The 18,768-nt window shown below is 38.0% G+C and carries 21 protein-coding genes; 15 read left to right on the plus strand and 6 right to left on the minus strand.

Annotated elements, in window-relative coordinates; translation table 11 throughout:
- Nucleotides 1-35: 35 nt before the first annotated feature.
- From V7112_RS18690 to V7112_RS18715, 6 genes are all read left to right on the plus strand, one after another.
- Complete coding sequence (locus V7112_RS18690; RefSeq protein WP_335422659.1) at nucleotides 36-1,439, plus strand: bifunctional metallophosphatase/5'-nucleotidase; 1,404 nt, start codon at nucleotides 36-38, stop codon at nucleotides 1,437-1,439.
- Nucleotides 1,440-1,548: 109 nt separating this feature from the next.
- Nucleotides 1,549-1,851 carry a YunC family protein gene (locus V7112_RS18695; protein WP_335422661.1) on the plus strand — a complete coding sequence of 101 codons (303 nt, stop codon included), beginning with the start codon at nucleotides 1,549-1,551 and terminating at the stop codon, nucleotides 1,849-1,851.
- A gap of 195 nt (nucleotides 1,852-2,046) precedes the next feature.
- Complete coding sequence (gene yunB / locus V7112_RS18700) at nucleotides 2,047-2,805, plus strand: sporulation protein YunB (protein ID WP_335422663.1); 759 nt, start codon at nucleotides 2,047-2,049, stop codon at nucleotides 2,803-2,805.
- Nucleotides 2,806-2,994: 189 nt separating this feature from the next.
- The gene (locus V7112_RS18705) at nucleotides 2,995-4,578 is read left to right on the plus strand and encodes a Na+/H+ antiporter NhaC family protein (protein WP_335422665.1); all 1,584 of its coding nucleotides are present in this window, start codon (nucleotides 2,995-2,997) and stop codon (nucleotides 4,576-4,578) included.
- A 238-nt stretch (nucleotides 4,579-4,816) separates the two neighbouring features.
- Nucleotides 4,817-6,358, plus strand: a complete 1,542-nt coding sequence (locus tag V7112_RS18710; protein ID WP_335422667.1) for a sodium-dependent transporter — start codon at nucleotides 4,817-4,819, stop codon at nucleotides 6,356-6,358.
- Nucleotides 6,355-6,471 carry a methionine/alanine import family NSS transporter small subunit gene (locus V7112_RS18715; protein ID WP_335422668.1) on the plus strand — a complete coding sequence of 39 codons (117 nt, stop codon included), beginning with the start codon at nucleotides 6,355-6,357 and terminating at the stop codon, nucleotides 6,469-6,471. Before V7112_RS18710 ends, V7112_RS18715 begins: the two co-directional genes overlap by 4 nt.
- Before the next feature lie 68 nt (nucleotides 6,472-6,539).
- On the opposite strand, the gene V7112_RS18720 is transcribed toward V7112_RS18715, so the two are convergent.
- Nucleotides 6,540-7,532 (minus strand): M23 family metallopeptidase, encoded by a 993-nt coding sequence (locus V7112_RS18720; RefSeq protein ID WP_335422670.1) that lies wholly within the window; start codon nucleotides 7,530-7,532, stop codon nucleotides 6,540-6,542.
- 240 nt (nucleotides 7,533-7,772) lie between these two features.
- Between V7112_RS18720 and lipA the strand changes: the two genes are divergently transcribed.
- Nucleotides 7,773-8,672, plus strand: a complete 900-nt coding sequence (gene lipA / locus V7112_RS18725) for a lipoyl synthase (protein WP_335422672.1) — start codon at nucleotides 7,773-7,775, stop codon at nucleotides 8,670-8,672.
- A 152-nt stretch (nucleotides 8,673-8,824) separates the two neighbouring features.
- Here lipA and V7112_RS18730 read toward each other — a convergent pair whose 3' ends face one another.
- Nucleotides 8,825-9,586 carry a YhcN/YlaJ family sporulation lipoprotein gene (locus tag V7112_RS18730; protein ID WP_335422674.1) on the minus strand — a complete coding sequence of 254 codons (762 nt, stop codon included), beginning with the start codon at nucleotides 9,584-9,586 and terminating at the stop codon, nucleotides 8,825-8,827.
- A 107-nt stretch (nucleotides 9,587-9,693) separates the two neighbouring features.
- Between V7112_RS18730 and V7112_RS18735 the strand changes: the two genes are divergently transcribed.
- Complete coding sequence (locus tag V7112_RS18735; protein WP_335422675.1) at nucleotides 9,694-9,981, plus strand: YutD family protein; 288 nt, start codon at nucleotides 9,694-9,696, stop codon at nucleotides 9,979-9,981.
- Between the two features lie 154 nt (nucleotides 9,982-10,135).
- Here V7112_RS18735 and V7112_RS18740 read toward each other — a convergent pair whose 3' ends face one another.
- Together V7112_RS18740 and V7112_RS18745 are read right to left on the minus strand one after the other, a co-directional pair.
- Entirely contained in the window at nucleotides 10,136-10,366 is a 231-nt protein-coding gene (locus tag V7112_RS18740) for a cytosolic protein (protein WP_335422812.1), read from the minus strand.
- A 112-nt stretch (nucleotides 10,367-10,478) separates the two neighbouring features.
- Complete coding sequence (locus tag V7112_RS18745) at nucleotides 10,479-10,745, minus strand: DUF3055 domain-containing protein (protein WP_335422678.1); 267 nt, start codon at nucleotides 10,743-10,745, stop codon at nucleotides 10,479-10,481.
- Nucleotides 10,746-11,049: 304 nt separating this feature from the next.
- Between V7112_RS18745 and hepT the strand changes: the two genes are divergently transcribed.
- The gene (hepT, locus tag V7112_RS18750; protein WP_335422679.1) at nucleotides 11,050-11,487 is read left to right on the plus strand and encodes a type VII toxin-antitoxin system HepT family RNase toxin; all 438 of its coding nucleotides are present in this window, start codon (nucleotides 11,050-11,052) and stop codon (nucleotides 11,485-11,487) included.
- 177 nt (nucleotides 11,488-11,664) lie between these two features.
- Nucleotides 11,665-12,435, plus strand: a complete 771-nt coding sequence (locus tag V7112_RS18755; protein ID WP_335422680.1) for a TIGR01457 family HAD-type hydrolase — start codon at nucleotides 11,665-11,667, stop codon at nucleotides 12,433-12,435.
- 31 nt (nucleotides 12,436-12,466) lie between these two features.
- Here the strand turns inward: V7112_RS18755 and V7112_RS18760 are convergent, their stop codons facing one another.
- Nucleotides 12,467-12,949 (minus strand): phosphatidylglycerophosphatase A family protein, encoded by a 483-nt coding sequence (locus V7112_RS18760; RefSeq protein ID WP_438823921.1) that lies wholly within the window; start codon nucleotides 12,947-12,949, stop codon nucleotides 12,467-12,469.
- 161 nt (nucleotides 12,950-13,110) lie between these two features.
- On the opposite strand from V7112_RS18760, the gene yutH reads away from it, so the two are divergent.
- The 4 genes from yutH to thrB all read left to right on the plus strand — a co-directional run bounded on the left by yutH (nucleotide 13,111) and on the right by thrB (nucleotide 17,636).
- The gene (yutH, locus tag V7112_RS18765; protein WP_335422683.1) at nucleotides 13,111-14,115 is read left to right on the plus strand and encodes a spore coat putative kinase YutH; all 1,005 of its coding nucleotides are present in this window, start codon (nucleotides 13,111-13,113) and stop codon (nucleotides 14,113-14,115) included.
- Between the two features lie 248 nt (nucleotides 14,116-14,363).
- Nucleotides 14,364-15,665, plus strand: a complete 1,302-nt coding sequence (locus V7112_RS18770; protein ID WP_438823922.1) for a homoserine dehydrogenase — start codon at nucleotides 14,364-14,366, stop codon at nucleotides 15,663-15,665.
- The gene (gene thrC / locus V7112_RS18775) at nucleotides 15,662-16,729 is read left to right on the plus strand and encodes a threonine synthase (RefSeq protein WP_335422687.1); all 1,068 of its coding nucleotides are present in this window, start codon (nucleotides 15,662-15,664) and stop codon (nucleotides 16,727-16,729) included. Before V7112_RS18770 ends, thrC begins: the two co-directional genes overlap by 4 nt.
- Nucleotides 16,719-17,636 carry a homoserine kinase gene (gene thrB, locus V7112_RS18780; RefSeq protein WP_335422688.1) on the plus strand — a complete coding sequence of 306 codons (918 nt, stop codon included), beginning with the start codon at nucleotides 16,719-16,721 and terminating at the stop codon, nucleotides 17,634-17,636. The genes thrC and thrB overlap by 11 nt, the downstream gene beginning before the upstream one ends.
- A 170-nt stretch (nucleotides 17,637-17,806) precedes the next feature.
- Here the strand turns inward: thrB and V7112_RS18785 are convergent, their stop codons facing one another.
- Nucleotides 17,807-18,055 (minus strand): NifU family protein, encoded by a 249-nt coding sequence (locus tag V7112_RS18785; protein WP_438823917.1) that lies wholly within the window; start codon nucleotides 18,053-18,055, stop codon nucleotides 17,807-17,809.
- Nucleotides 18,056-18,243: 188 nt separating this feature from the next.
- Between V7112_RS18785 and V7112_RS18790 the strand changes: the two genes are divergently transcribed.
- Nucleotides 18,244-18,573, plus strand: coding sequence for a YuzD family protein (locus V7112_RS18790; RefSeq protein WP_335422690.1), 330 nt, complete (start codon nucleotides 18,244-18,246; stop codon nucleotides 18,571-18,573).
- The last annotated feature ends 195 nt before the right edge of the window (nucleotides 18,574-18,768 follow it).

Genomic DNA, 18,768 nt, shown 5'->3' on the forward strand with positions numbered 1-18,768 from the left:
TGCATAACTGATGTTTTGTAATGGAGGTGAAGAGAGTGATTGAAACAATACATATTTATCATACAAATGATCTCCATAGCCATTTTGACAGATGGCCAAAAATCACAAAATATATAACAGAGATGAGACAGCTTCATAAACAAAACAATGAAGAAATACTATTAATTGATATCGGAGATCATATCGATCGCTTTCACCCGATTTCGGAAAGCTCCTATGGAAAGACAAATGTAAAGCTTTTAAATCAGCTACAATACGATTATGCAACAATCGGAAACAACGAGGGAATTACAATGTCCTATGAACATCTTGATTCCTTATATGAAGAAGCTGAATTTAAGGTATTGCTTGCAAATCTTTTTGACCGTGATGAAAAGCTGCCAAAATGGGCTCATCCCTATGATATTTATGTCTCGCCAAGCGGGTTTAAAATCGGAATTATTGGTTTAACCGTTCATTATATTGGTTTATATAAGCTACTCGGCTGGAACATCAAGGACGCACTTGTTGTTTTAAGGGAAATTCTTGATGAACTTAAAAATAAAACAGACATGATTCTATTAATGTCACATTTGGGGATTAATGAAGATGAACAAATCGCAAGGGACTTCCCTGAAGTTGATGTGCTACTAGGTGGACATACACATCATCTTTTAGAAAACGGAAAACGAATTAATAATACCCTGCTATGCTGTGCCCAAAAATATGGGAATTACATCGGTCATGTCACGCTTAAAATTGACCCGGAACAAAAAAAGTTGATCGAAAGTACAGCAAATGTAATTCCGACAAAGTCACTTCCAGAGTGCGAAAAGACAAATGATATTCTTTCACAGTACTTATTGGAGAGTACCCAAATTTTAAAAAACGATATTATTGCAGAAATCGAAGAGCCACTAATTAGTGACTGGTTTGCTAAGACCTCTTTTTCTATTGCTTTAGCCGAGGTGCTCCGTGAATGGTGTGATGGAGATATATCGATGGTCAATGCAGGGCTGTTGCTTGATTCGCTTCCAGTCGGAATAGTAACAAGAGAAGACCTGCATCGAATCTGCCCGCATCCAATTAATCCTTGTAAGGTTTGGGTAAAAGGTGATGAACTGAAGGAAATCATATTACATGCCAACACCAAGGAAATGGAAAACCTAAGAATTAAAGGCCTTGGCTTTCGTGGAAAAGTTATGGGCAAAATGGTATATGACGGAGTTGACCTCGAAACGACAAGACTTTCAGGTGGAGTGGAGCGTATCACTGACATAAAAATCAACGGTGAGGAACTTGACCCAGACAAAACGTATTCAATTGCAACTATTGATATGTTTACGTTCGGGTTACTTTTTCCTGTAATACGCGATGCAAAGGATAAAAAATATTATATGCCAGAATTCTTACGTGACCTTTTATCTGAAAAAATAAAATCAATTGGTAAAACGGTCTAAAGCATTCTAGTCTAAAGATGTACCCAAAATAGGTCTATGACAAGCACCCATTTCTTACACAAATCTCTTTCCTCATACATAAATTGGTATGGAAAGGAGTGTGCTAGGAATGGTCTCAATGACACCAATAGTAATTGATAATCATCAATTTACAGCCATTACTGTTAAGCTACCTAAGACGAATTTTATGGCAGTCACAAATGAAAATGGCTACATTATGTGCGGAGCTTTGGATGTTGCACTATTAAATGAAAAGCTTAAAGAACGAGGCATTATTGCTGGTAGGGCAGTTGGTGTTCGTACAATCGAGCAATTACTGGATGCCCCTCTTGAATCAATCACATACGAAGCCGAGAACCGAGGCATTACGATAGGAATGAAAGGCAAAGACGCCTTATTAAAAATGATCTAAGCATAAACACCTTGGAGAAGGGTATTCAATATAAAAAGAGCCAGTTACCTCGGGTTTTAGGCCCACACGATGTGGGTCACAAAGACGTTGCCACAGGAGGTGGCGTTCTTAGTCTTTGATCCTTATGTTCTAAAAATAATTATCGTACATCCCCCCTTACTTGCATACATATAGCATGTAAGGGGGGATTTTCGTTTGGCTAAATACAGACGTCGCCTACAACCAAGAAGGAAAGGGCCCTTGCCTTTTCGTTACGTTTTCTTAATAACCATTGTCTTTTTTATCTTATCGACGTTGATTGGTCTATTTATTGTTAACAAAGCGATTGAGCCTGCACTAATGGCCTATGCTGAAAATGAAACAAAGAAGGTTGCGGCTACTGTTATCAAAAATGCAATTAACCAACAAATAAATGAGGAAGAGTTGATTCAGGAGGATTTAAGCATAGTCCAAACAGATGAAACGGGGAAGGTAATTAGTTACAACACACAGGTCGTCAACAAAATGGCTACAAAGACACTAGGGAATATTGAGAAATACCTAAAGTATGTAAATGACGGAGATATTAATAAACTTGAATATCCTGATTTGGAGCTTGAAACAGATCATTCAACAGGGCAAACAGGGTTTGTCTTTAAGGTACCGCTTGGAGAAGCAACAAACAATGCAATCTTAGGAAACCTAGGTCCGGAAATTCCAATTCGGTTTCATATGGTCGGTTTTGGAGAAACAACGCCACAAGGAAGAATTGACGAGTGGGGAATTAATAATGGATGGTTTCAATACAATGTTTTAGCAACTGTGACCATGCAGGTCATTCTACCATTTTCAACAGGAGAGGTTGAAATCGAAACCATTATTCCTGTTATTAATCAAAATATTTTGCATGATGTTCCTGAATTTTATAACAATGGCGGTGACTCTTCACCATCTATTGAGTTCCCGACAAATTAGCAATAAATACTATACTAGAATAGTTGTGTTATAGGGAGTAATGAATTATACTTCATTATGGAATTAAAAATGTATACTTCGAGTAATGATTGTTATTTCCATCATTACTCTCTTTTTATTTGTAAAAAAGAGTGTCTTCTTTCACTACGTATGGCCCTCTATGAAAAATAAATCTTGGAGGAACAGATCATGACTGGAACGATTTATTCAATTATCCCACCGATTATTGCTCTGCTAATGGTTGTCATAACCAGAAGAGTTCTGCTTTCTTTAGGAGTCGGAATTGTATCGGCTGCCGTTGTGTTACACGGAAACGTATTACTAAATGAAGGTGTTGGAGCATGGCTGAAAAACATTGCTATCACTATTTGGAATAGCATAAAAGCAGTCTTTGTTTCTGAAGGCGCACTTAATACATGGAATGTCTATATTATCTTCTTTTTATTTCTATTAGGAATTATCACTGCCTTTATTTCTATCTCTGGCGGTAGTCGTGCCTTTGGAGAATGGGCTCAAACAAAGGTTAAAACAAGAACAGGTGCACAGCTGTTAGCAGCCGTTTTAGGTATTATTATTTTTATTGATGACTATTTTAATGCATTGGCTGTAGGTCAGGTAAGTAGACCTATTACAGATCGTAATAAAGTTTCTCGTGCAAAACTAGCTTATATTATCGATTCAACATCTGCACCAATTTGTGTTGTCTCCCCGATTTCAAGCTGGGGTGCTTATATTATTGCGATCATTGCGCCAATTTTAGCAACACACGGTATAACTGAGTATTCACCATTATCGGCTTTTATCCAAATTATTCCAATGAACTTATATGTCGTATCAGCTATGTTAATGGTTTTGGCGGTTGCACTATTTAATATCAATATCGGGAGTATGAGGGTTCATGAAAATCGAGCGATGACAACAGGCGAGGTTACAGATCCCGAAAAACCAGTACTAGGAGAGTTAAAGCAGGAATTGCCTCAAAGTGAAAAAGGATCTGTAGGCGATTTAGTTTGGCCAATCATAGCATTAGTTATTGGTACAGTCGGTTCCTTATTTTGGACAGGCTTTAAAGCTTCAGAAGGTAATGTAACGATTATTAGTGTTTTGGAAAACACCGATGTAACAGGATCTTTATTATATGGTGGATTATTTGGCATTATTGTCACACTTATTTTATTCCTTGTTCAAGTCTATGCAAAAAATGCAATTAGTATAAGTCTTCTTCCAAAGGGAATCATTGAGGGGATTAAGTCAATGCTTCCAGCTGTCTATATTTTAGTGTTTGCATGGATTATTGTTGACTTAATCGGTCAGATTGAAACAGGAAAATATTTAGCTGGACTTGTTAAACAATCGAACCTAAATATTTCGTTTTTACCGGTGATCCTATTTATTGTAGCGGGTATTATGGCGTTTGCCACAGGAACATCTTGGGGAACATTCGGAATGATGCTACCAATCGCAGGAGACATTGTTGCTGCATCCGATTTAAATCTAATGCTACCTGCTCTTGCGGCTGTATTAGCTGGTTCTGTATTTGGTGACCACTGTTCACCAATTTCAGATACAACTATTCTTTCCTCAACAGGTGCAGGTAGTCATCTTATTGACCATGTAATGACACAACTTCCATATGCAATCATTTCAGCTGTAATAGCAGCAATTGGTTATGTAGTACTAGGTTTAACTGACAGTACAATATTAGGGTTATTAGCTACTTTTGTATTGTTTATTATTTTTGTAATCACAATGAAGAATAGAAAAAAGGTATAAAAAGTTCGCTCCAAATTTAATATCGTATGCATGAGACAAAGGAAAAAGTACCTTTGTCTCTTTTTTATGAAAAGAAAACCGAATTTTAAAATAACTTTTGACAGAGGGCTACAGACTAGCTATACTAATAAATAGATTATAGATAATAATCTGAATATATAAAAATTTCCAACTTCAGTCTAGTGCTAAAGGGCTAATGCGTTAATGGGCTAAAGGTGGAAAAGAGGAGGTTTATTTTATGGATAATCGTCCACAGTGGGGGACGCGCGCAGGCTTTGTAATGGCTGCTATCGGTTCTGCGATTGGCCTAGGTAATATATGGAGGTTTCCATATGTTGCTTATGACAATGGAGGAGGCGCATTCTTTCTTCCATACCTATTTGCCATATTAACAGCCGGAATACCAATCCTCATTCTCGAATTCACAATTGGTCAAAAATTTAGGGGATCCGCACCTTTGTCATTATTTCGTTTAAATAAAAAAATGGAATGGCTAGGTTGGTGGCAGGTATTCATTTCATTTGTCATAGCTACTTATTATGCAGTTATTATCGCATGGGCATTTTCGTATACATTCTTTTCTTTTAATAAAGCATGGGGCGAAGATACAGGAGGATTCTTATTCTCTAAATATCTACATTTATCAGACACTCCTGGAGAAATTGGGGCACCAGTGCTTGGGGTATTTGTTCCTTTAGTTATTGTTTGGGCAATTACTTTATTTATCTTATTTAAAGGCGTTAAAAAGGGTATAGAAAAGGCGAATAAAATTTTTATCCCAACTTTGTGTATAATTTTTACAATTATTGTTATTCGTGCAATTACTCTTGAAGGGGCAGCTGAAGGTTTAAATGCATTCTTCCAACCAAATTGGGATGCAATCATGGATGGTAAGGTTTGGGTAGCAGCATACGGACATATTTTCTTTAGTTTATCAATTGGTTTTGCAATTATGATTACTTATGCAAGTTATTTACCTAAAAAGTCCGATGTCGTGAACAACGCGTTTATTACTGGTTTTGCCAACTCCGGTTTCGAATTACTAGCCGGTATTGGAGTATTTGCTGCTTTAGGCTTCATGGCCGCACAGGCAGGGGTACCTGTAAATGAAGTGGCAAGTGCAGGTGTTGGTCTAGCGTTTGCAGTCTTCCCGCAAATTATTAATCAAATGCCATTTGGCGAGTTTTTTGGAGCACTCTTCTTCTTGTCCTTAATATTTGCCGGATTAACATCGCTCATTTCAATCTGTGAGGTATTTATTGCAGCAGTACAAGACAAATTTAAGATTAGTCGTAACAAATCTGTATTATACGGTGCTGGATTAGCATCCCTTATTTCAATCCTGTATTCAACAAATGGGGGCTTATACTTCCTAGATGTTGTTGACTATTTCATTAACCAATTCGGTATTGCAGTTGCAGGATTAGTTGAAGTAATCCTAATCGCATGGGTGTTCAAGCAAATGAATCCATTGCAAGCACATGCGAATGCAGTTTCGGATATGCGTGCGGGTCGATGGTGGAAGTTCTGTCTTGGAATCGTCACACCAGTCGTATTAGGATATATGATGTTTGACTTATTCAAGCAAAACATTCTACAACAATTTGATAATGCAACTGGAAACTATGAAGGATATGCAACTTCATTTATCCTCTTCCCAGGTGTATTTATTGCAGTTGGAGTAATTGTACTCGGAATTGTGTTTTCACTCAAAAAGTGGGGTCGTGAAGCATTAGAAGAGAATTATTCTTCTAGTAACGACAAGGGGGTAGGACTATGACCGGTGGAGCAATTGCGATGATGATCATTGGTATGGTAATTTTATGGGGAGGCCTAGTAGCAAGTATCGCATATGCTGTTGTCAAGGCTAAACAAGCAAAACAAGCAGAATAGATGATAAAAAGAGGGTCAAAAATAGAACGTGAAGAGGCTGTGGGAATAATTTTCCACAGCCTTAATTATTACCTTTTTCTATTTTTTCGATCTGCTCTTTCCCATGCACGTAGATGCGGGTATGGATCAAAGGACCATTCTGTAAAACCATTGTCCTTATACATTCCATAATGAAGATGCGGCGGAAATTTTCCTGCTGTTCCTGGTGGTCCATATCCAGAACTACCAACTGATCCAATGATTGTACCAGGTTCAACAACTTGACCGATTGCAATATCCTTTGCGAATCCGTTTAAATGCGCAAAGTAGTGATACGTATTATTTACATCGCGGATTCCGATGCGCCACCCGCCAAATCGGTTCCAGCCCTTCATTTCAATTACTCCATATGAGGTTGCACGAACCGGTGTGCCGTAGCTTGCAAATATATCTGTACCTTCATGCATTCTTCGGCCACCCCAACCTCGTGCATCACCCCACGTGTTTTTATAGCTATGATTATAGCCGAGTGGAACTGGAAAGGCATGCTTATCTAGATCTAGAGTTCCATAAGTTGAATAAATTTTAGCAATTCCCATGATAAGGGAAACGGATTTGTCACGTTTGTAATAGTTCCATAAGCCAATTTTAAAATTATCAGGGTCTGTCCCGGATATTAAAATTTGTTCTGACAACGTAAATAAGATATCCTCGTCATTTGTCTGGTCAGCAATACCATCCCCGTTGCCATCTAGCCCAATACCTCCAAAAAGCTGGATACTATAAGGGTTTGTATCATTTAGATTTGGATTTAAAGCGCCGACCCAAACCTCAGGCTTTATATAGATTCCAATCAAACCGGTTTCTTTTGGAATATCCTTACGGGCACGACGAATACTTCTTTCATATTGATCAATTCCCGCATAATAGTACCATGGAATCTGGGTTAAGGTTTCCATTTTAGTATATAGATTCATTCGATCCTGAAAGATATCTTGCTGAGTTTCTTCTGCACTTGTCGACAATGGCAATCCGGAAAAGATTAAACAAATAACAACAACTATTCCTAGTTTTCTGTTCACTCACAAAAATCTCCTTTCTCAAAAATAACAGGGATATTTTATTGCTAAAGGCATCTATGTTCACGAAAAGGATGATAAATTGTTTTCTAAAAGTACTATTCCTTGTTAGTTTGTTAAATCATTTTATTTTCATAATAGCTAATTGTTGGAAGCCTTAAAAAACGCAATCATGCTAATACTTGGATTCTTATTTACTTTAGGAGTATAATAGTGATAGCCTTTGCAATGGAGTGATGAAGTATGTCAAAAAAACAGGAATATCTTCGAAAGCCTGAATGGCTAAAAATAAAGCTAAATACCAATGAAAGTTACACAGGCTTAAAGAAAATGATGAGGGAAAAGCAATTACATACCGTTTGTGAGGAAGCGAAGTGTCCAAATATACATGAATGTTGGGCTGTTCGTAAGACAGCAACATTTATGATTCTTGGGGATACATGTACGCGTGCTTGCCGCTTTTGTGCAGTTAAGACTGGACTTCCTAATGAATTGGATTGGGCAGAACCAGAACGCGTAGCAGATTCTGTCGCCATTATGGGATTAAAGCATGTCGTTATTACAATGGTTGCACGTGATGATTTGAAGGATGGGGGATCTGCAGTTTTTGCTGAAACCGTTCGAGCAATTCGTAGAAAGAATCCATTTACTTCAATCGAAGTTTTACCATCTGATATGGGCGGGGTATACGAAAACTTAAAAACCTTAATGGATTCAAAGCCAGATATTCTAAACCATAATATCGAAACGGTTCGACGTTTATCTGACCGTGTGCGTGCAAGAGCAAAATATGATCGTTCACTTGAATTCCTGCGTCGTGCAAAAGAAATGAATTCAGATATCCCAACAAAATCAAGTATTATGATTGGTTTAGGTGAAACGAAGGAAGACATCGTTGAAACAATGGACGACCTTCGCGAAAATAACGTAGATATCATAACAATTGGTCAATATCTACAACCATCGAAAAAGCACCTAAAAGTTGAAAAGTACTATCATCCAGACGAGTTTGCTGAATTAAAAGAGATTGCATTAAGTAAAGGCTTCAGCCATTGTGAGGCTGGTCCACTTGTGCGTTCTTCTTACCACGCAGACGAGCAAGTAAATGCTGCAAAAGCAAATCAACAAGTTAAACAAGCATAAAAAAGGGGGGAAATCCCCCTTTTTTGATTGGCAAAAACGATGAAGGGCATTTCGAATAAGATTTCAGACGGAAAAGTCCTTCACCATGGTTATGGAGGACATTCCGTTAAAGAATTCGCCGGTAAATGTCCTTCATTACTTGTTGGTCAGTTTTATTGAGTTCCTTTTTGCAAAAAGTCTTTTCCTTCTTCTCTCTTTTGTTTGATTCCAGGATTGTGTTCATCTTTACTTTCTATTCCTGTATTAGGGTTTTTTAGGAAGTCTTGATTTTCCCTTGCCTTGCGCTCATATTCAGGATTTAATCCACCTTCCATTTCCCCATTTTCATTTTCTCCATCACTTACCTTATAACCTTGTGGAGATTTTATCATTTGTTGGATGGTTGATGTCATGATTTGATCGACATTACGGCTGTCTGAATCAAGCGTACCGAACCGTTCGATTTGTTTTATCATGTTCGGATCATCAGAAACGTATACATGAAAAAACCTTGGGACTACAGAAAGAGCAGCACGCTTTACTTGGTCTGCAGTTAAGTTGCGATCCTTCGAATCAGTTTGATACGCAACAAGGACCTCTTCATCAGTAACCAGTGTCCCTACATCATTCACATTCGGGATAGTTGTACAGATTTTACTAATCAAATCCGCTACTTTTTCCCGGTTCATTGCTGGCATATTCGTATAAACATTTGCTTTTCCAGGGACTGGATTTTTCTGGTGACGAACATAGCCAAAGTTCGTCATTTCCTTGCCGTCGTTTTTAACACCCTTTGCATTGTAAAGCTCATTTTGGTCAATACGATTTATTGTATTTCCACTTTCGTGATAAACTCCTGCATTGTCATTAGCAGCACCACAGCCTGTTAAAGCTGTTAAGGCAATTAACCCCGAGATGATTGTGTATTTTTTCAATTTTGACACCCCCTCAGTTGTAGGTTGACCATTTTAACAAAAAATTCGCATAGTAATTGATGGGTTGATTGGCTATAATGGAAATATAATAAGGGGTGTGAAAGAAAGTGATTAGCATTAATAACAGTACATATGAGCTTGTTGAAGAGCTAAAAGATGGATTTAATGAAGAAGCCTTTCGTGCAAGATATAGCGACATCCTAGCGAAGTATGATTATATAGTCGGAGATTGGGGATATGAACAACTTCGTTTAAAAGGATTTTTTGATGATAAAAACCAAAAAGCATCCTTTGACACAAAAATTAGTACCCTTTCCGAGTATTTATACGAGTATTGTAATTTTGGTTGTGCCTATTTTGTTCTAAAAAAGGTTAAAAATAAAGTACAGGCTTAAGTCACCTGTACTTTTTTCATGCATTGTTTGTTGTCTAGCTTTAGGCGCCATCGGTTCTCTGGTCTAGCCAATCGCTTCGGAAGGTAAAGTGCACCTTCTGTCAGCGCTCGTCTTATGCTTGTCACCGATAGGCGGAAGCATTAAGCTTTTCTTTTTAATCATAGGGTGGTTCGGCATTTTCATCCTTATCATCATGAGTATGGTGAGCACCTGGGAATTGACGGGGCAGGTCTTGGTGAAGAGACTTAAATTCATAATTATACGGTGTATAATATCGTTGTCCTTTTTTCCATGGCGTGCTCTTATTCATAACAGGTGTTTGCTCACCGCGTGGTGCACCTGTAGGACCTTCAGGAAATTCTTCGAAGGTTAAAAAGTCCTTCATCGTCTCCACCGTCGAAAAATCGGTATACCTTATTTCCTCTTTATCTTTTTCCGCCACCTGAAAAACACCTCACTTCTTACCTATAGTGTTTTCAGGAATTTATACAAATATGTTAGACAATTTCATACAGAAAAGAGCGTAACTCCTCTGCTTCTTCCTCCGATAATTGAAAGGCATGTTCAATATAACCTGGCTCATCGAGATCATCTCTGCCGATAATGGCAAAGCGATTGCTCAAAATATTTAAGACAACCTGCTTCCCATAATAACGATCAGATCTAACAATCGCTAAATCATAGCGTTGGTTATCTCCCATAAAACTTACAAATCGTGTTTGTGTGTCAATCGTATCATCATATAAGAAAAAGCGTTCAGACATAAATGGATTCTCCTTTAAAAAACAGTCATTTACATTATCATAACAAAGGTATACCAAATAGAAAACGAATTATACAAGTTTATTCAGCAGGGGCTCGAACCCCTGCAAAATAAACTTAAAGCCTCCGGCGGAGACATGCGATTTTCAAAGGTAATTTTTCGAGTACGCTCGAAAAAATCTGGGCGCAAATACGCCAAGGCGCATTTGATTATCAGTCATTCCATGAATGATAGTGAACTTTATGGTAAAATAATATGAGGTTTAAAAAGTTAAAGCGTTACGATTATAAATAGAAGGTGATACTGTGTATTTTGTTGACCGAGAAAAGATTGAGAAGACCCTTCTTTTTTACGAAGAAAATATAGGATTGTTAGAAGCTGAGACAAATTGGACAAGCACGATTGAAAAGAAAGCATTAGAGCGTATTTCTCAGCTTTTAATTGAAGCGATTTTAGATGTAGGGAATTCAATGATTGACGGCTTCATTATGCGTGATCCTGGTAGCTATGAAGACATCATTGATATTCTTGAGGATGAAAAAGTGGTATCCACAAATGCGGCAAATGATCTAAAAGAAATCATTCGTTTCCGTAAAGTAATTGTTCAAGACTATCTTGAAATCAATCATGAAGACATTTATTCAAGCTTCCAAAAAAATAAAGAAAGCCTAAAAAGCTTTCCGGAAGCTGTTAGATCCTATCTTATTAATGAATTAGGACCTGTTTCCGCATTTAAAAATTAAAAAAATATGTGTTCAAAAAGGAGGATGAAGAGGACCAAGAATTTCAAGGCGGTGCAGCTTTGAGTACCGGAGCGTATGCAGTTAATACGTGAGGAACGGAGAAGCAAGCCAACGCAGAAATTCGATGCGTCATATTCACCGCACTTTTTGAACATCCTATAAAAGGTGATTAAAGTAGTGAAAACATACAAAGGATACTTATTCGATTTAGACGGTACAATGTACCTTGGAACTGAGCGCATTAAAGAAGCATGTGATTTCGTAAATGCCCTAAATGAAAAGCAAATTCCATATTTATTTGTTACCAATAATTCTTCAAGAACACCAGCACAGGTTGCTGCAAAGCTTCGCGATTTTGATATTGCTTGTACGGCGGATCAAGTTTTCACAACAAGCCAAGCAACCGCAAATTATATGTACGACTTGAAGCAGGGTGACACGGTATATGTTATTGGTGAAGAAGGGATCCGTAAGGCATTAGCGGATAAGGGCTTTACAATCCAAGAGGAAAATCCAGATTTTGTTGTGGTTGGAATTGACCGCTCTGTTACGTATGAAAAATTTGCGCTAGCCTGTCTAGCTGTTCGTAATGGTGCAACTTTTATTTCAACAAATGGTGATATTTCAATTCCCACTGAAAGAGGGTTTTTACCAGGCAATGGATCGTTAACTTCCGTTGTCACTGTAGCCACGACAGTTCAGCCTATTTTTATCGGAAAGCCTGAGAAAGTAATCATGGAGCAAGCCCAAAAGAAATTAGGAATTGCAAAAGAAGATACAATAATGATCGGTGATTATTATGACACTGACATCATGGCGGGGATGAACGCTGGTATTGATACTCTTCTTGTTCATACAGGCGTTACAACTGCGCAGGCTTTAAAAGGATATGACCGTCAACCAACCTATGCGATTAACAGCTTAAAGGAATGGATGGAACGAATTTAAAAAGCGCTCGAATTGAGCGCTTTTTTCTAGTTTATTCTACACTTGCTGCTCGGTGGGCTAAACGACTTGAAGCAGCCGCTGCAATTGCCCCGACAATATCATCTAAAAATGTGTGACATTCTCCAGTTGATTTGTCATTTAACCGTTCCAAGATACCAGGTTTTTTCTTATCAATGTATCCGTAATTTGTAAATCCGATTGAGCCGTATACATTTACAATTGAAAAGGCAAGGATTTCATCTACACCGTAAAGCCCCTCATCTACCTTAATTGTTGAAAGAAGCGGCTCCTCAAGCAGGCCTTTTTCAGCAAGTTTATCTAATTGAATTCCCGTTAGAACTGCATTTTGAATTTCACGTTTCGTTAGAACGCGATCAACATTATGCACACATTCCTCCATTTTTAGGTTTGGATGGTATTTACTTTGTAAGTAGTACACTAGCTCCGCAATATCCTGAATGGTGACGCCTCTTTCCTCTAACCATTTCCTGGCAGTTCGTTCAATCTCATTCATTTTATTTTCATTGCTCATCATGTTCACCTAATTTCTCTATAATTTCAAAATAATTTTACTAATATTTTCTAGTTTACCACAAGTAATGCTGATATGTTTCATATAGATGTTTTAAACAGATAAATGCGTAGTTAAATAGTATGTGCGAGAGGTGATGTTTTATGAAAGATATACTGTTCGAACAATACAAATTAAAGATGGATCGGTTAGTAAAGGCATTTGGCTATGAAGCATTCATCTATCGAAATATAGTATATTGTATTGTGCCAATACCAAATTTGGAACAAGAAGAACTGTTTGAAATAAAACATCTTAGCGATTATATGATTCAAAAAGGGGACATTCGTGTTGGCTCAATTTATCCGACAACGGAAGGAAAATTAAGTACAACGATCAATGATGAAGAGGTTGTTATCATCAGATGTCCTGTTTATAGCCATAGGATTTCTAATACAGTAGGAAATGAATTAGCGCGTTTTCATAAACGTGGCAGAAGTTTCCCATATCAAGTCAACAAGGTTAATCGAATTGGACAATGGAAATACCTATGGGAAAAAAGACTAGATCAAATGGAGTTGTTCTGGAAAGAAAAAGTAAAACAGCATCCTAAAAACCGTTTTGAAACGTTATTTGTTGAAGCCTTCCCATATTATATAGGCTTAACGGAAAATGCAATTCAATACTTGGTTGATACAGAATTGGATGAGGTACCTACACCAATCGATTCAGCTACGATTTGTCATCACCGTTTCACTCAGCGTTCATGGGATAGAGAGTCATTTACGAAGCTTCCTACAGAATGGGTGTTTGACCATTACACAAGGGACTTGGCCGAATTTATACGGGACCAATATGCAGGTGGGGAAACGGGAAAAAATGGGCAAATCATGCACTTTTTGAAGGAGTATGAACGGGTTAATCCTCTTTCCCCCTTTTCTTGGAGATTATTATATGCGCGGCTTTTATTTCCGTTGCATTTTTTCGAATGTATTGAAGGGTATTATATGACGGAATCAGAGAACAAAAAAGAAAAACAATTACAAAGATTAGAAGCAATACTGAACCATTCTAGTGATCATGAACGATTTTTAGCTACCTTTCTACCAAGCGTAGGAATAGACGAAAAAAGACTAACAATTCCGAACATCGGTTGGCTTCAACTATAAAGATATATGGTACTATAGAAAAAGTACACGAAAAATTTCCGTGGGCACTTTCACAATGAAGGTGTTTTTTTTATTAGAATTTTCCTAAAAGAATCTTTTTTATAAAAAAATATCCTTTTATACCAGTGTGTTAAGCGTTTTCAAATAAAAAGTCTGAAAAAAAACACTTGTAAAAACACAGTATCACTACTATAATGTCTTTTATAGAAGGACAAATGTATTTCTAGGGAATACATAGGAGGCGGATAATAATGAAAAGTATATCAGTTGGATTATTAGGATTAGGTACGGTTGGAAGTGGTGTTGTAACCATTTTAAAAAATCATCAAGATAAATTAATGCACCAAGTTGGTTGCCCAATAGAAGTAAAGAAGGTATTAGTTCAAGATATTCATAAAAACCGAACAGTAGAAATTGATCCTTCCTATTTGACAACGAATGCAAATGAGGTTATTGAGGACCCTGAAATTGATGTAGTCATTGAGGTTATGGGTGGAGTGGAGGATACAAGACAATTAGTGCTTCAATCTCTACGTAACAAAAAACATGTTGTAACAGCTAATAAGGACCTAATGGCGTTATATGGCCCAGAGCTATTAAAAGTTGCAAGTGAAAATGGTTGTGACTTGTTCTATGAAGCAAGCGTTGCTGGTGGGATTCCAATCCTGCGCGGTTTGGTTGACGGCTTTGCATCAGACCGAATCATTAAAATGATGGGAATCGTGAATGGAACAACAAACTTTATTTTAACAAAAATGAGCAAGTTCGGCAGTGCTTATGAAGAAGTGTTGAAAGAAGCACAGGAGCTTGGTTATGCTGAAGCAGACCCAACCGCTGATGTTGAAGGCCTAGATGCAGCAAGAAAGATGGCAATCTTGGCTTCATTAGGATATTCCATGAATATCGACCTTAAAGACGTCCGCGTTCAAGGAATTTCTTCTGTAACAAGCGATGATATCGAATATAGTAAACGATTAGGCTATGTAATCAAGCTAATTGGTACTGCACATCGAAAGGGAGAAAAGGTTGAGGTGAGTGTTCAACCAACATTACTTCCGGAATCTCACCCACTAGCTGGTGTAAATGACGAATTTAATGCGGTATATGTATATGGAGAAGCAGTCGGAGAAACAATGTTCTATGGACCAGGAGCAGGTAGTTTGCCAACAGCAACATCAATCGTTTCAGATTTAGTTGCTGTTATGAAAAATATGCGACTTGAAGTGAATGGTCTAAGTGCTGTATCACCTCAATATGAGAAAAAGCTAAAAGAAGACTCTGAGATTTTCTCGAAATACTTCTTGCGTATTCACGTAAAAGATCAAGTTGGAGCTTTTGCAAAAATTACATCTTTATTCTCAGAACGTGGTGTAAGCTTTGAAAAAATTCTTCAATTACCGTTAAAGAATAAGGATTTAGCTGAAATTGTACTTGTTACTCATCAAGCATCACTACGAGACTACGAGGAAATTTTAGTACAGCTTAGAGATTTACAAATTATCCAAGAAGTGAAAAGCTCTTATCGAGTTGAAGGAGGAAACCAAGCATGAGATGGCAAGGTCTATTACAACAATTTCGCGAATATTTACCGGTAAATACAGATACTCCAATGCTGTCTTTAAATGAAGGAAATACACCATTACTTCCGTTGCATTCTATTTCAGAGGATCTTGGTGTGGAATTATATGTAAAAGTAGAAGGCGCAAACCCAACTGGTTCCTTTAAGGATCGGGGGATGGTAATGGCGGTTGCTAAGGCGGTTGAAGAAGGCAGTGACACGATTATCTGTGCATCTACTGGAAATACTTCAGCAGCAGCTGCCGCCTATGCAGCACGAGCTGGTCTTCGCTGTATCGTTGTTATTCCTGAAGGTAAAATTGCAATGGGAAAATTAGCGCAAGCTGTCATGTATGGGGCTGAAATCATCTCAATCGAAGGAAACTTCGACCATGCATTAAAAATGGTTCGTAATATCAGTGAAACAGCACCTATTACTCTCGTAAACTCTGTCAATCCATATCGAATTGAAGGACAAAAAACAGCAGCATTTGAAATTTGTGTGCAGCTGGATGGAGCTCCTGATGTATTAGCGATTCCTGTCGGAAATGCAGGGAATATTACAGCATACTGGAAAGGATTTAAAGAGTATCATGAGCGTCATAATACTGGCCTTCCGGAAATGCGTGGATTTGAAGCAGAGGGTGCAGCAGCAATTGTTAAAAATAAAGTCATTGAAGATCCTGAGACAGTTGCAACAGCGATTCGAATCGGAAACCCTGCAAGCTGGGATAAAGCTGTTGCAGCTGCAAGTGAGTCGAATGGTAAAATTGATGAGGTATCAGATGCTGAAATTCTCGAAGCATATCGATTATTAGCACGAAAAGAGGGCGTGTTTGCAGAACCAGGCTCATGTGCGTCAATCGCAGGAGTAATCAAGCAAGTACGCAGTGGTGAAATTAAAAAAGGTAGCCGAGTAGTTGCAGTCCTAACAGGGAATGGATTAAAGGATCCCAATATCGCAATTGAAGCAACTGAAATTAAGCCTGTTGTATTACCTAACGATGAAAAGGCTGTTTACGATCATATTAGAGGAGCCGTTTTACATGAAGTTTGATCAAGCCTTTAAAATAAAAGTACCAGCAAGTACAGCAAATCTCGGGCCAGGATTTGATTCATTAGGACTGGCGGTCAACCGCTATTTAACTCTTCAGGTCGAACCAAGCAATCAATGGGAGTTTGTTCCACAATCAGAAGAAATTTTAGATACACCAACTGATAAAGAAAATTTTATCTATCAAATCGCTGCAAAGGTGGCCCATATTTACTCATGTGAGCTACCTCCCTGCAAGGTTTTTGTTCAGAGCAATATTCCATTAGCGAGAGGTCTTGGAAGTAGTGCTGCTGCCATTATCGCGGCAATTGAGCTTGTAAATGAACTTTGTGAACTTCAATTAACAAAACAACAAAAGCTTGAATTAGCATGTGATTTTGAGGGACATCCGGATAATGTAGGTGCCTCTTTATATGGTGGCTTAGTCATTGGTAGTCATCGGGGAAGTGAGGACACGGATCTTATTCATGTGAATGACCTCTCTTTCGATATGGTGGTTGTTATACCTCCTTATGAATTAAAAACAAAGGATGCTCGCAGTGTGCTGCCAACAGAATTAACCTACCCAGACGCTGTTAAAGCTAGCTCGATAAGCAATGTAATGGTTGCGGCTCTTTTAACAAAGAACCATGAGTTGATGGGGAAAATGATGGAATTGGATTTATTCCATCAGCAGTATCGGGCTAAGCTCATTCCCGAGTTCGACAGCATTCATCGAGTTGCTAAGAGAGCAGGAGCATTTGGGGTTGCCATTAGTGGAGCAGGACCTACAGTGATTTGCTTTACCGAGAGTGGAAAAGGAAATCAGTTAAAAGCGGATCTTTCCCTTGTATTTGAAGGGTATCAGGTAGAAGAAGTATCGATTGAGAAAAATGGCAGTATGTTAACAACACTGTCGTTACATGAATAAAAAAGCGAAACCAACGAGGTTTCGCTTTTTTTGAATTGAAAAACTGTCACTAAACGAAAAATACTGCCACTATCCCAGATTTACTGCCGCTAAATCAAAATACTGCCACTAGCAATTTTAAGCATAAAAAAATGCCTCAAAAATTTGAGGCACTTCGTTTCATCTATTTATTAGAATACTTGTTCAACTTCGACTACACCTGGAACTTCTTCTAATAATGCACGTTCAATTCCAGCTTTTAATGTGATTGTAGAGCTTGGGCAGGTTCCACAAGCACCTAATAAACGAAGCTTAACAACACCATCTTCTACATCAACTAAATCACAGTCTCCGCCATCACGAAGTAAAAATGGACGAAGTTTATCTAATACTTCTTGTACTTGTTCTTTAATATCCATTACATTGACTCCTTTCCTCATACCTTTATAATTATTATAATCTGTTTACTGGAAAAAATCTATTAAAAGCAAGAGAAGCATTTTTCCAATTTTTAATTACATATGCGTATTGAGAAAATCTGTGATGTACTATTATTTCTTTCAGTGTCCATTTTAACAGATTTTTAGTACAATGGAAAAAGAAATGATTGGGGAAAGGGTGAAAGTGAATGGATAAGCAAAAGGTTGAAATCTGTGTATATGGTGCAGAGGTACTTTGCCCTAGCTGTGTGAACCTTCCTTCTTCAAAGGAGACCTACGAGTGGCTGGAAGCAGCGCTGAGCAGAAAGTTTCCAAACCAACCCTTCGACATTACACATATTGATATTTTTGATCCACCAGGGGACGAAGAGAAAAATGCATTTGCACGTCGTGTAATCGAAGAAGATATGTTTTATCCCGTTGTGGTGCTAGAAGACACCATTGTCGGAGAAGGCAGCCCAAAACTTAAAACAATTTACGCTGAAATGGAGAAATACGGGTATAAGGCAGCTGAATAAATGAGTAAAAGTAAGGGGGACTGCAGCTCTTCCTTACTTTTTTGTGGAGAATTTTAAAAAAGGACAAAAAGCTTGGGAAGGACAAATTTTTCAGAGACAAAACATACAGTGGATAAGAAGGAATTGTCTTTGAGAAGAGCTCTCAAAGACAAAACTCTAAGGCAGAAGCGTCTGATTGTCTCTGAGCCTGTGTCT

This window comes from Bacillus sp. JJ1566 (genome assembly GCF_036962685.1).
Classification (GTDB): Bacteria; Bacillota; Bacilli; order Bacillales; family Bacillaceae_L; genus Ferdinandcohnia.

What these genes read in the sequence shown, in the direction of transcription:
- V7112_RS18695 (WP_335422661.1), top strand. Translation starts at nt 1,549, where the DNA reads ATGGTCTCAATGACACCAATAGTAATTGATAATCATCAATTTACAGCC.
- V7112_RS18705 (WP_335422665.1), top strand. Translation starts at nt 2,995, where the DNA reads ATGACTGGAACGATTTATTCAATTATCCCACCGATTATTGCTCTGCTA.
- V7112_RS18710 (WP_335422667.1), top strand. Translation starts at nt 4,817, where the DNA reads ATGGATAATCGTCCACAGTGGGGGACGCGCGCAGGCTTTGTAATGGCT.
- V7112_RS18715 (WP_335422668.1), top strand. Translation starts at nt 6,355, where the DNA reads ATGACCGGTGGAGCAATTGCGATGATGATCATTGGTATGGTAATTTTA.
- lipA (WP_335422672.1), top strand. Translation starts at nt 7,773, where the DNA reads ATGTCAAAAAAACAGGAATATCTTCGAAAGCCTGAATGGCTAAAAATA.
- V7112_RS18740 (WP_335422812.1), bottom strand. Translation starts at nt 10,366, where the DNA reads ATGAAGGACTTTTTAACCTTCGAAGAATTTCCTGAAGGTCCTACAGGT.
- V7112_RS18745 (WP_335422678.1), bottom strand. Translation starts at nt 10,745, where the DNA reads ATGTCTGAACGCTTTTTCTTATATGATGATACGATTGACACACAAACA.
- V7112_RS18760 (WP_438823921.1), bottom strand. Translation starts at nt 12,949, where the DNA reads ATGAATGAGATTGAACGAACTGCCAGGAAATGGTTAGAGGAAAGAGGC.
- yutH (WP_335422683.1), top strand. Translation starts at nt 13,111, where the DNA reads ATGAAAGATATACTGTTCGAACAATACAAATTAAAGATGGATCGGTTA.
- thrC (WP_335422687.1), top strand. Translation starts at nt 15,662, where the DNA reads ATGAGATGGCAAGGTCTATTACAACAATTTCGCGAATATTTACCGGTA.
- thrB (WP_335422688.1), top strand. Translation starts at nt 16,719, where the DNA reads ATGAAGTTTGATCAAGCCTTTAAAATAAAAGTACCAGCAAGTACAGCA.
- V7112_RS18785 (WP_438823917.1), bottom strand. Translation starts at nt 18,055, where the DNA reads ATGAGGAAAGGAGTCAATGTAATGGATATTAAAGAACAAGTACAAGAA.
- V7112_RS18790 (WP_335422690.1), top strand. Translation starts at nt 18,244, where the DNA reads ATGGATAAGCAAAAGGTTGAAATCTGTGTATATGGTGCAGAGGTACTT.